This is a genomic window from Aquicoccus porphyridii, assembly GCF_008369105.1.
Classification (GTDB): domain Bacteria; phylum Pseudomonadota; class Alphaproteobacteria; order Rhodobacterales; family Rhodobacteraceae; genus Aquicoccus; species Aquicoccus porphyridii.
Genome location: NZ_VINQ01000018.1, coordinates 1 through 11,952, shown reverse-complemented (window position 1 = coordinate 11,952; position 11,952 = coordinate 1). Strand labels below are relative to the sequence as shown.

The following is an 11,952-nucleotide window of genomic DNA, read 5'->3' as shown; positions in this document are numbered from 1 at the left end:
TTGTTTTCCTAACTCTCGCACAACATATAGTGGAGAGCTAGACCGTAAATTGCCCATTTCGAAGTTCGCCAGTTTGGCGCAAGGAGAGCGATCAGCCAGAAGATTCAAGAAAGGACTACAACAAATGTCTTCTTTTTGAAGCACGCCATGTATATAACGTGTCCGCAGCGACAGTCAGGAACCCGCCCTCCCTGACATACAGGCGATGCCCACCACGCTATCGAGCAACCAGCCTTTCACCACCGTCCTCTTGCAGCATCGCTTCCATGTCTTCTAAGCCATCGACAGCAGAGCGCATCTGCACCTCATCAACGACGCTCGCAGCCTCGGCATCCGCAGCCTGGCTCCCAAAATCCATCTCCATCTGGCGCTGTTCCTCGGCGATCACAGCTTGAACGACGGGCGCGGTTTTCTTTGAAACGCCGTCAGTTTGCCGTGACAGTTGACCACCAGAAGCCTGAGCTGAGTTTTCCACGACGGCGTCAGGTCCACTTGGTCCGTTCGCTGGCGGAGTCATCGGCATGGCGCGCACACTCAGCGGCAGGTTCCCCTGCGGCCCACCTCCCCCCGGCTTTGGAAACGGCAACTCGCCCGTCTGCGCCGCATGGATCGCCTTGAACAGCCGATCATCAAAATATTGGATCCGCTTTGCCCGGACCGGCATTTGCGCGTCGATGACCATGACGATTTCATCGAGCGGCAGGCGGCGCGCTTCATCTTCAGGCAACAACGAGCTCTCTTCAGTCCGCGTGGATTGGCTGCGCCCTTCAAATGGGTTTTTGCCGATGGACTGAGACCGAGTGACGACGGTTTTCGTGGTCTTGCCGACCGCCTTGCTCAGCTCCTCGACTGTCTTTTCATCCGAAGGCGTGAGGTAGAGCTTCACGCCCGCGTTGCCCTGCAGCGCGCGGCGGGTGTTCTCACCATAGATTTCATCGAGGGCGGGGATGGTTTGCGTGACCACGGCCAGGTGACCGCGATAGGTGCGTAGGGTCTCTATGCTCTCGACCACGATGGGCATTTTCCCGAGGCGGTTGAACTCGTCGAGCATGATCATCACTGGCCACGGCTCATCCGGCCCGGGGTCCTTTTCCTGCATGGCGGAGAGGAGATCGGAGAAGAAGAGCCGGATCAGCGGCGCGAGCGGCTTCACCATCAGAGGCTGGACCACGAGATAGACCGAAAAGGGTTTCTTGCGGATCGTCCGGAAATCAAAGTCCGACACGGCCGTCGCCTCATCGATGGCCGGGTTCTGCCATTGATCGAGCCCCGAGGTCATCAGGAGCGAGACGTATGAGGTCAGCGTATCGTTGTTGGTCGAAGCGAGCCGCGTGAAGATCAGCTTGGCCGCCCGGTTGTCGACTTCGTGGCCGCGCGCGAAATACTCCTTCTGCTTGTTCCCGCCCGAGGCCGCGATGCGGTAGATCTCGCCCAAGGTCGGGCACTTGCGCTGGAAGGCCAGCAGGCCTGCCGCCACGAAGAGATCGATCCCGCCTTTGAGGAGGCCCTGCACCCGGTCGTTGTCGCTTTGCAAAAAGAGCGTCGCCAGGAGCTGCAATTCCATCTGCTGGCGCGCGGGATCTTTCAGTTGATAGATGCGCAGGAGCGGGTTGTAGCGATGCGTGCGCTTGCCCTCCCAATCGGTGGGGGCAAAGCGATAGACCTTGTCGCCCTGGGCCGCGCGGTGACGGGCCGTGGCCTCGAAACATTCGCCCTTCACATCGAGCGTCACGGCGGAGCCTTGCCAAGTCAGCAGGTTCGGAATGACAAAGCCCGTGGTCTTGCCGCGGCCCGTGGGCGCCACGATCAGCGCATGGGGGAAGACCTTGGAGCAAATGTAATTGGCGCGGGAGCCGGGCGGCCCCAGCTTGCCGAGGATGAACCCGGTCCCGGGCGCCCCGAAGAACCCATTGGCCTTCATCTCGCGCGCGGTCTGCCAATGGGTCTGGCCAAACCGTGTCAGAGCGGACCCCGAGAGGGCGAGGCTCAGCATCAGGCCGGCGGCGGCGAAGCTGCCGATGATCAGGTGAATAAGTTGCGCGTCCTCCGGGCGGTGATCGAGGATCGCCAGATAGTTCTGCGCGATATAGGCAAAATCGATCTCGGCCCCGAAACCAAGGTCCTGGTAGGTCAGCACCGCCGACGCGATCGTATAGCCCATGGCCCCGGTCACCAGCGTCACCAGCAGGACGCCGGTCGCGATCCGCGCTTTTCCCATGGAGGCGCTCAATGGACCTGACCCCGCTCGGTCTCGCCATCCACATCTGTCGTGCGATGTTTTTCATATTCGGTGTCGGCAAGATCATCGACCACCTGGCGCAAGGCCTCCGTGTTGGCCGTCGCTGCATCCGATTGCAGGTAGACCTTGGCGACATAGAGCCGGTCGAGACGGTCCTCGAGAACCTTCTCCAGCGCATCGGCATCGCCGGATGTGAGCCTCTCAAGTTGAGGGTCATCCAGCACCCGCGCGATCTCGCCCCGGAAAGCGTCCCGCTCCGCCTCGGTTTCGAAGGGCGCGGACAACTCCCCCGCCCGCTCATGGTCCAGGACACGCGCAATATCGTCTGCGAGGCGGTCGGCACGGCCAGACTGCGGCGCAGTTTCACCGCGGGCTGCGAGGAGTGCGTCGCGCGTGCCAGACCCGAGCCCGTCGCGCATCTCGGTTTCGCGGCGGACCTGATTGATGGCCTCCGTATCCCGGATCTCGACGACGGCCGCATAGGTCGCGCCGAGCCCGCGGGCGAGGTGGGACGGCATGTCCGGATAGCGCGCTCGTAAGTCATCCGTGACAGCATCTGCAACGGGCGTGCGGACGTCGCGTCCCTCCATGATCCGATCGACCTCGCGGGTGATCTCGCTGGCGCGGGCCGCATCGGTAATGGTCTCCCTGTAGGGCTCAGACCGGTCAATCACATCGCCAGGGCGTGCGAGCAGATCCGGGTGTGCCTCGAGATATGCGCGCTGCTCCGTCTCGATCCGGCGCTCCGCCCTTGAGACAACCTCCCAGTCCCGATCCTCGATCTGCTGCGCGGTCAGGCCGTCTGCGCGCATCTCCTGACGGATTGTCCCTTCCATCGCCCGCACCGCGCCCTCATGATAATGGAACTGCTCGCTGACCGCTTCCGCTTCCATGACACCATCCCGGCGCAGCACGTTCTCGCGCTCCAACAGCGTGCCAAGTTCGACGTGCACATCGTTGAGAATGTCGCGCGCCTGCTCCAGATCGGCGCGGCGTTCGAGGTTCAGATCGCGCGCCTCAGCCACTTTGGAGAGATCATTGGCGATCCATTGATGCTCGAGCGCTGCATTGGAGGCGCCGGTTTCGATCCGGGCGACAACTTCCGATGTGCTGATCCCTGTGCCCCGTAGTGCGACGTCAATGCGCGATTTCAGATCGGGCTCTGCCAGTCGCTCGCGCTGGTTGGTGTCGATATTGGCCTCGGAATAGATCCCGCCCTCCGAGGGGGTCTCTGACAGCGTAGATGATCGCAAACCGAGAGGCTGCATATGCTGGACCTGCGTCTGGATCTCGATGAGGCGTTTTTCCAGCACGGGACGTTCCGCGTCAGACTTCTCGGCGATCATGCCCTGCACCCGCGCAAGCTTTTCCGCATAGAGGCTTCTCAGATCCTCGAAGCTTTGATCCTCGGCCATATACACATCTCCTGTTCGGTCCATCTGTCCGCCATGCGCCAGCACCTCGCCCGCGCGGAAGAGTGCCGCGGCGATGTCTTCCCGGGCCTCCCGGGAGGCCTCTGCGGCAAGCGAATGGTAGACGGTTCTGGTGTTGGCGATCTCCGCCAGCGTCCGGGTCAGGTCCTGCCCCACGCGTTCGCGCTCGCGGGGCGCGCGACCCTCTTCTTTCGCCGCATAAACCTCGCTGGTCCGGGATGGGTAATGTACAGCCCCGCGATCCACCCGGCGCGTGGCTTCCAGGCGCACGCCATACTTCTCGGCCTCCTCGACCATGGCGAGGCGGAAGTCGTCATAGTTGAAGCGGTGATTGCGCCCCAGAAAGAAGAACTCGCCTTCTTGCGAGCGGCGGTTCAGCACCAGATGCGCATGCGGGTGATCGCGGTCCTCATGCACCGCGATGATGTAGTCGAAATGCCCCTCATCAGTCTGGAAGAACCGCTCGGCCACATCCGTCGCAATGTCGCGCACATCCTCGCCGCGCGTGCCGATGGGGAAGGACATGAGCATGTGTGTGGTCTGGCCCAGCTTGGGCTTGAAGCCCGCATCCCAGCGCTTCGCAAAGCGCTCGGTCAGGTCCTTGATGTCGCCCGCCTCGAGCTTCGTCTTGCCATCCAGAAACCCGCTCGAGTCAATGATATGGGTGGACTTGGTCGTGAGGTAATCGAGCTGGTTTGCAAGCTGCGATTTGGTATGCGTACCCCCGCCCCGGATCGCCTTGAAGACCGCTGGCCGGTGGCCTGCTGCCGCGCGCGCAAGCTGGGTCTGCTTGGCCACGTGCAGCCCCTGCATTGAGCCCCGGACGCGGCTCCAGCCATCCCGAAAGACCTCGCCCGTGACGGCATGGACGGCATCATTCAGCCGCATGCGCAAACTCCCGCAGCGCGGCCGTGGCCTGCAGCTGCATCGCGTTGCGACGGCGGCGCAGAAGCAGATCGATCTCGTCAGCGGAATCCAGAATGAACCGCGCCAGCCCGCGCATTTGCGCAAGGCGCAATTCGGTGAACTCGGCACTCGTGCCCCCCACGGCCCCCTGCCCCCGCCGGTTGGCCTGCGTCATCTGCTTGGCAATCTGCGCGACCCCATTACCGACCTCGTGCAGCGAGGCGCGGTAGCGCGCCATCTCGGCCGCCATCTGCGCGTCCGGAACGAACACCCCGCCTGCCGCCTGAATGAGCCGCCGCAGCCCCTCGGCCCGGCTCTCGATCCCCGCCTTCGCCAACACCTCGTCAAGCGCCGCAAGCTCCGCAGCCGTGACCTTCACACTGACCGCTGAGACCGGAATTGCGACATCCGTCTGGCGCTCGGCATCGGCTTTGAGCGTGTACTGGATCGCCCGCACGGACACGCCAAACCGTTCCGCCAGCACTGAAGTGGAAACGCCTTCCGCGGCTTCGCGAACGATCTCCATGCGGTCCGCATCTGTGAGACGTTTTGAGCGCGACATGCGAAGAAAGACCCCCTATTTCCTGCCACCTTCCACCAAGGCTGCCCCTACCTTACGATAATATACCCCACTGTCAATTATATACTTACGTCGCATTCAGGCTCAGGCAGCCTTGGTGTCCGCTTCCCCCGCGGCCCGCAGGGACGCGGCTCTTCCGCCCTCACCACCGGGCGACCCACCTGTCCAATGGGTCCCCTTCCCCAGCACCGCCCGAGGGTCTGACCGAACACGCATGTGTTCGGACGGAACCGCGGGCGGGCGCAAACCCCACCGACAGGGCGGACAGGCAGGGTCAAGGCGGGCCAGATTTGGCTCCGCCAAATCTCTGCCGCAAAAACCGGGAGGCCCTCGCCGATAGGTTTTTGTGGATGGCCCCCTTGAGGCTGACTGGCCGGTCTGTCGCGGCCTGATCATTTCGGGGGGAGTGCGTCCGTTGAACGCGCAGCGGCCGACGGCTTCGTGAAGTCGCCTCGGGCGATCTGACCGCCGGACGCGGCATCCCTGGAACAGAGATCGGGCCGCCCCAAGATCGTCCTGGGGCAGCCCATCCTCGTCAGAGGATTCAGTCCTGGGGATCTTTCGCGCTCGGCGGGAACATCACCAGCTCCGAGACCGCGACCGGGAAGTCGAGCTTGAGGCTGAAGAACTCCGAGCCGTCCCCGTTGCGGGTGTTGCGGAACATGGCGCCCACGCGCTGAAAACGGGTGCGCTCCTGGCCATCGGTATCGGTGAACTTGACGGGGACGGTGGCGACGTAGTGGTTGGTCATTTGGGTCTCTCCTGGTTGCGATGGGGATCACCCGGCACGGGGGCAAGAGGCCCGATCGCAAGCGCAAATGCGGAGGGTCCGCGGCTAGCCGTGGAAGCCGTATTTGTGCTTGCCGAAGCGTGAGCTGAGGGCACGATTGGGCCGACCCCGTGCGATCCACATCTATGAGCAAAAAGGAGAGACCCGGATGACCCTTGCTATCACGCAGCCGCCACCATCCGCGTCCGCGTCCCACCGAGCCTGGCCGGGGTGCTGACGGAGCCCGCCCGCGTGGATGCGATGTTCCGAAACACGCCCCGAGGGACGTGCAGGTCTTCAGCCTCATGTGCGACGTCTCGACCCCTCGCGTCTTGCGCTGCTGACGATGTGCGTGATGGGCTCACCATCCCCATCCTGTACCGATGCGGATGGGCCGCACTCTGACGGACTGGGTAGAGGGATAACGGTGCTGGACGCCGCAGACTGCCGATCGCGCATGACCGATCGCACGCGCCATGAGACATGACGAAAGGGCCGCGCCAAGCGCGACCCGCTCTCTTCAATCCTGCGCGGTCTTCTTCGCCGGGTCCGCAACCCGCATGACCGTCAGACCTTTCGCTTCCGCCTTCTGCCCGAGGTTCAGCGCGACCCCGTTGCCGCCGAAGAGTACAACCCCCGTCGCCGCGAACTTGTCATCCAGCATTTCGTCGTTGCACTTGAACGGTGCCGCCCGCCCATGCGCGGACCAGCGCGGATCGAAGCGCGCCTGCGCGACCCCGCGTGCCCGGGCCCACCGAGCCGCAATCATCTCCGCCCCGTGCTTGCCACCCTTGTGGCAGAGGAAGATCTCCTGATTGCGGTTCTGTTTGATCCGTTCGCGAACCTTGTCGAGCGTGTTGAAGATCACATCGACATCTGTCCAGTCGGTTGCGCCTGAGACGATCAGGGGCACCCCCTCGACTTTCGATTTCTCGGCGGTTTCGCGGTCGTGCTGTTCCAGGAGCTGCCGCGCCTCGAACACCGCCCCGGTCTCCTGCGCCCGGACGCTTGCGCGCGACCCGGCTGCCGGGATGAAGGCGTGGCCCGTTTCGACCTCGTAGCATTCAGCCGCCGCCTCGCTCATTACCTCGATGGCGCCGACGATCTCGCGCAGCTGCACAAAGCGCGCCTGCGCCTCCTCAATCGCGGTCTCGGCGATCTCCGATCCGTCGTGGGATTTTGCCAGCGCGCCGATCTTGTCGGCGGTGCGGTCGACCTCCTTGCCAAGCGCCACCTTGCGCCGCTGCAGGATCGTGGCGAGCCCATGGGCCAGCGGTTCGATCTCTGCTTCGAGCCCGGTCCCGCGCAGCTGACCGAGCAATGCCTCGAAGCTTTCGCGGATGATGTGGTCGGTCAGGACGTGATCCTCCGGGATCGGCAGGTGCGCGTCCTTCTCGGTCAGTCCGAAAAGCTCGATGGTCTCGTAGGTGTTTGCATTGTCGTAAGCCATGTCTGGTCTCCAGTGTTCGGTTGCAAGGCCACCACGTGAGTGTGGTGGCATGGCCGAATGTCTGGTTCTCCGAATCTGCCCGGGTCAGGGACGGCGCAGCCGCCGGCTTGCCGGGCGCAAAAGTTTTCCGAGCCCAGCACCCGACACACGCGCGCGCTCACGCACGGGATCGCCCCTCGCCACAGGCCCCGCCCTCGCCGAAAAGTTTTGCGATCCTTGAGGCGGGCTGATTTGGGGGCCATCCGGAGGATATGCTTCCGCATTCATGTGTGTGTGTTTTGACGGTAGGTTTGCCCGACCCGAGCAGGCAAACGGCCTGACCGGACGCGGAAGACGGATGAAGCGGCGGGATCGTTTTGGCCTCAGGTCAAAACAGACCAGAGCGCAGTCCGGCGGAGCGGCCGGGGAGGGACGTGCTCGCGAGGCGGGCAAACCGGGGGCCTGGGTGCGACGCCGCGGTGAGGCCGCATGGCCGAATGCGCGACGGACCGAAGGGCCGTTCTCCCCTGCGACACGCGCAGCCGAGCTGGGGAGGCCGCAAGGCTCTGGCCAAGGTTGATGTGCGGGCGACGCCGCTGCCGACTATAGGTATTGCTTGTCCGGGCATTCGACTTAAAGGGCGGGCGGACGTTCGCTGCGGCAGCGAAAAAAGTGAAGCAGGTCAAGAAAACCGGACGTTTGCCGTAAGATTTCGAACTGACTTGATGCGCCCTCAGCCTTTCTCGACACCGTGGCATGCCAACCCGGCTTTATCCAAATCAAGCGTCAAATTCGGTAGCGCTCGTCGCAATACTCGGCTACGATTTTACGAAAAGCAGGTGGTTGCATGGCACGCGGAGAACTGATGAAAAAGCTGTTGTCGAGCTACGGGCGCGACGATGAATTCCGTGGTGTTGTCGAACAGATCATCTCCGAAGAGGAAAAAAAGAACAACCGAGTGCTAGCACGGTCACTGCGCAAGGCACTGGATGGACTGACGACACGCCCGCAAGCCAAGGGTCTTTCTCCTTTGGTGCCGTTCCCAGACGAGGCCGGAGAGTTCATCCAGCGGATCGAACCCGTTCATACGCCCGATGACATTATCCTGACTCACGACAACATTGAGCTCTTCACTGGGCTACTGGATGAATTCCGAAAGTCCGAAACGATCAAGCGCCACGGGCTTCCCGTGCGTTCCAAACTACTGTTCTGCGGGCCACCTGGAACGGGCAAGACATTGTGTGCTGAGGTTTTTGCCGGCCAGCTGGGATTGCCGTTTTTCTTTGTCAAACTGGACAGCCTCATCTCTTCATTTTTGGGCGAGACTGCCACCAATATTCGCAAGACCTTTGAGTTTGCACGCCGCCAGCCATGCGTACTTTTTTTCGATGAATTTGACGCGATTGCGCGGTCGCGGGAAGAAGGCAACGATCACAGTGAACTGAGACGCGTGGTCAACAGTCTTCTGATCTTCATCGATCAGATACAGCCAGGTGGTTTTCTGATTGCCGCCACTAACCTGGACGCTCACCTTGATCCCGCCATATGGCGACGCTTCGATGAAGTAGTATGGTTTGACCATCCCGACGAAGCAATGGTCCGCAGGTATCTCACCAATGCGCTGAAAAACACCGAAACGGAGTTCGAAGCAGAGGATTTCGTTCAGAGCCTAGCTGATTATTCCTATGCCGAGCTTGAAAAAATTTGCAACCAGGCCAAGAAAATTTCTCTTCTTGATCGCCGAAAAAGCATTTCAAAGAAAGACTTTCGTGATGCCATCCGTTACGCTGAACGCCGCAGGATGCGATTAAGGAAATTATCGAACAACCAGTGAGGCCACTGTTGGCACAATACGATCATCTGCAACTGGTCAGAGCGAAAGAGCCTTTTGCACGCCGAAAAGACGGCAGACCCGGTCCAGCGCCCAAGCCGGGAAAGGGTCACGGAGGGCAAATACGGCGCGAAGCCGATGATGCGGTCGCACGTCAACGCGCCATCCGCCCTCCCCAATTTGTCGATCCATCCCTGATTCTGAAAGTCCACATGCATGGACTGGCCATGGAGGGAGACTGGGAACAGCTTGGACTCACGTTGTTAAATACAGACGATGACAACAATATCGTCTTGTTTTCTTCAACAGATGAACTGAGCGATTTTCGCAATAGGCTGGATGCCTATGAGGGACCAACACCTGCAGGTCAGAAGAATCCGAGCTACTCCGGTTTTATCAACCGTATCGGTAGTATTAGCACACTGGAGCCGCGCGACCGTCTCGGGATCAGGATCAAGGAAGCCGGTTTTACGGAGGTTTCTGATCTTCAAGACGGCCAAGAGTACATACTCGATGTCGAACTTTGGGAGTTCGGGACGCAGGCTGCGCGTCGTCGAAAGGCAGAAGAAATCATCGCGTTCATTGAGGAGCAGGGTGGAGAGCTATACGACCACTATTCTGGGCCATCTATCACGATGATCCGGGTCAAGGCTTCAGGGCAGTCTATCAGACCGATTTTTTCTGTTCCTGAAGTAGCTTTTATTGACCTTCCACCGGAGCCGGACATCGAAGCCAATCAGATCGTCCAGTTCGCGCTAGATGATGTTCCGCCCGTTGCGCCTCTTGACCCTGATCTGCCAATCATTGCTGTGTTGGATACGGGCGTGAACGATCATCCATTCCTCGCGGATGCGATCGTCGCGCGCGAGGCCTTTCCCAGCGAGCTCGGTGAAGCAGATATTGCCGGACACGGGACGGCAGTGGCCGGTGTTGCCGCGCTTGGTGATTTAAGGTCGCAGCTCGACGGAACCTCTTTGCAACGTGTGGCGAGAATTATCTCGGCAAAGGTGGTAACGGACGAGCGGAAGTTTTTTGATCGTCGGACGCTGCCGAGCCAGATGAGACAAACGATCCAGAGCCTAAATGCAAGTCATGGATGCCGGATATTCGTGATCTCTCTCGGCGACACGAAGGCTAACTTTGAGCAAGGACGCGTTGGTCCTTGGGCAACGACGCTGGATGAGTTGGCACGTGAGTTGAACGTCCTGATCTTTGTGTCAGCGGGAAACCGGCCCCCTCGTGGCGGTACATCAGTTGAGCAAGGCGTGACCCAATATCCGGGCTATCTCCTTGAAGTCGCAAACCGTGTATGTGAACCTGCTGGAGGCGCGAACATCGTGACGGTTGGTGCATTGGCTCATGCAAACGGCATTGGCCCTCAGCATGAATTTGATGCGCATATTCAGCCCATCACCGAGCGAGATGAACCTGCACCTTTCACGCGCACTGGCCCAGGCGCCGGAGGCATGACCAAACCTGATTTCGTCGACTATGGCGGGACAATGGTTTTTGATGCCGTGGCGAGGCGTTTGCAGACGGCCCCTCATCTGGCGACGGCAGGCCTGATTACAACAAACCACGATTTCTTGCGTCAATTGCTTACAAGCAAAAGCGGCACGTCTTTCGCCGCACCGATGTTAGCGAACAGGGCTGCGCAGTTGGTCAGACGTTTCCCCGGGGCATCAGCCAATCTGATCAAAGCGCTTCTGGCGAATTCCGCGACTGTTCCAGAGGCTTCCACTCGACGACTGTTGGCTCTTGATGCGCGTGATCATTCAAGAGTCCATGGTATTGGCCTCGTCGACACCTTGCGTGCGGCCTACTCGGATGATCACCGCGTTGTTTACTTCGTGGAAGACAGTCTGGAACTGGACCATTTCGCAGTCTATCGGTTGCCAATACCGATTGAGTTTCAGACAGGAGGAAAACGCACTATTCGGGTTTCTCTGGCGTATGATCCTCCGGTGAAAAGAACCCGCGCAGAGTATATCGGCACGCGTATGAATTTTCGCCTTATTCGGGGCTGCCCGGTCGATCACGTCTTCGAGTATTTTCGCTCTCGGGTGGGAGAGGGAACGGATCCCCCAGAGATGGCGGGAAAATATGATTGTGATCTGGTGCCCAAGAAGAACGCTCGCGACAAAAACACAATCCAAAGCGCCTCGATATCGTTCTCAGCCGACACAACACAATATGGCGGTGAATATCATCTGGTAGTACGTTGCGTGGGTGGCTGGGCTATGGATCAGGAGATCCGTCAAAACTTCGCGCTGGTAGTCGAACTGGAGCACCATGCTCAAGTGCAGCTGTATGCAAGGCTACGGCCGAGATTGCGGACCTGAAGACCCCGACATTTTCTAGCAATTTTTGCGCGTCTATCGGTAATCTTCGGACTAACAAACGTCAGCTTCGAGCAAGCCGCGCTGCGGCGAACTTTGCGCTCATCGAACGGCCGGAATCGGCCGAGTGTACGGCTTCAGTCCAGATCGACGCTGCCGAGGCGCGGCGCATGGACATGCGTCCGGATTAGGAACGCAGCGCCCGCGCCCGCGATAGCGCCGAAGAGATGCGCCTCCCACGACACGCCGGGTTGGCCCGGAAGAACGCCCCAGAGAATAGTGTGAACAGGCGTGCAAAATTGACCCCGTAGCGGGGTAATCGGCGTCCAAAAGTGACCCCCCTGATATTTCTGTTTTGATGCTTCCTCAGATGCATGAGGGAGCGAGTTGGGGATGTTGGTTGTGGAGACGATTGCGAAGATCAGG

7 protein-coding genes and 1 pseudogene are annotated in these 11,952 nt (G+C 60.5%); 2 read left to right on the top strand and 6 right to left on the bottom strand.

All coding sequences use genetic code 11. The annotated features are described in order from the left end of the window. Positions 1–217: 217 nt before the first annotated feature. The 5 genes from FLO80_RS17840 to FLO80_RS17815 form a co-directional block, all read right to left on the bottom strand. Positions 218–2,218, bottom strand: coding sequence for a type IV secretory system conjugative DNA transfer family protein (locus FLO80_RS17840; RefSeq protein WP_099911256.1), 2,001 nt, complete (start codon positions 2,216–2,218; stop codon positions 218–220). A gap of 8 nt (positions 2,219–2,226) precedes the next feature. Beyond that, positions 2,227–4,560 carry a relaxase/mobilization nuclease domain-containing protein gene (locus tag FLO80_RS17835; protein WP_111368803.1) on the bottom strand — a complete coding sequence of 778 codons (2,334 nt, stop codon included), beginning with the start codon at positions 4,558–4,560 and terminating at the stop codon, positions 2,227–2,229. Next, entirely contained in the window at positions 4,547–5,140 is a 594-nt protein-coding gene (locus FLO80_RS17830; RefSeq protein ID WP_111368801.1) for a helix-turn-helix domain-containing protein, read from the bottom strand. The genes FLO80_RS17835 and FLO80_RS17830 overlap by 14 nt, the downstream gene beginning before the upstream one ends. Positions 5,141–5,702: 562 nt before the next feature. Next, positions 5,703–5,909, bottom strand: a complete 207-nt coding sequence (locus tag FLO80_RS17825) for a hypothetical protein (protein ID WP_007120662.1) — start codon at positions 5,907–5,909, stop codon at positions 5,703–5,705. 538 nt (positions 5,910–6,447) lie between these two features. Continuing rightward, entirely contained in the window at positions 6,448–7,377 is a 930-nt protein-coding gene (locus FLO80_RS17815; RefSeq protein ID WP_111368798.1) for a DUF2493 domain-containing protein, read from the bottom strand. A gap of 826 nt (positions 7,378–8,203) precedes the next feature. On the opposite strand from FLO80_RS17815, the gene FLO80_RS17810 reads away from it, so the two are divergent. Together FLO80_RS17810 and FLO80_RS17805 are read left to right on the top strand one after the other, a co-directional pair. Continuing rightward, a complete protein-coding gene (locus FLO80_RS17810) occupies positions 8,204–9,190 on the top strand; it encodes an AAA family ATPase (protein ID WP_037240046.1) in 987 nt (328 codons plus the stop codon). 8 nt (positions 9,191–9,198) lie between these two features. Beyond that, entirely contained in the window at positions 9,199–11,529 is a 2,331-nt protein-coding gene (locus FLO80_RS17805; protein WP_074940746.1) for a S8 family peptidase, read from the top strand. Positions 11,530–11,663: 134 nt separating this feature from the next. Here FLO80_RS17805 and FLO80_RS23250 read toward each other — a convergent pair. Then, positions 11,664–11,952, bottom strand: a pseudogene (locus FLO80_RS23250) (rhomboid family intramembrane serine protease); the annotation flags it as partial.

Excerpts from the sequence above, each read along its gene's own strand:
- FLO80_RS17840 (WP_099911256.1), bottom strand. The coding sequence starts at position 2,218 with ATGGGAAAAGCGCGGATCGCGACCGGCGTCCTGCTGGTGACGCTGGTG.
- FLO80_RS17810 (WP_037240046.1), top strand. The coding sequence starts at position 8,204 with ATGGCACGCGGAGAACTGATGAAAAAGCTGTTGTCGAGCTACGGGCGC.
- FLO80_RS17825 (WP_007120662.1), bottom strand. The coding sequence starts at position 5,909 with ATGACCAACCACTACGTCGCCACCGTCCCCGTCAAGTTCACCGATACC.
- FLO80_RS17815 (WP_111368798.1), bottom strand. The coding sequence starts at position 7,377 with ATGGCTTACGACAATGCAAACACCTACGAGACCATCGAGCTTTTCGGA.
- FLO80_RS17830 (WP_111368801.1), bottom strand. The coding sequence starts at position 5,140 with ATGTCGCGCTCAAAACGTCTCACAGATGCGGACCGCATGGAGATCGTT.
- FLO80_RS17835 (WP_111368803.1), bottom strand. The coding sequence starts at position 4,560 with ATGCGGCTGAATGATGCCGTCCATGCCGTCACGGGCGAGGTCTTTCGG.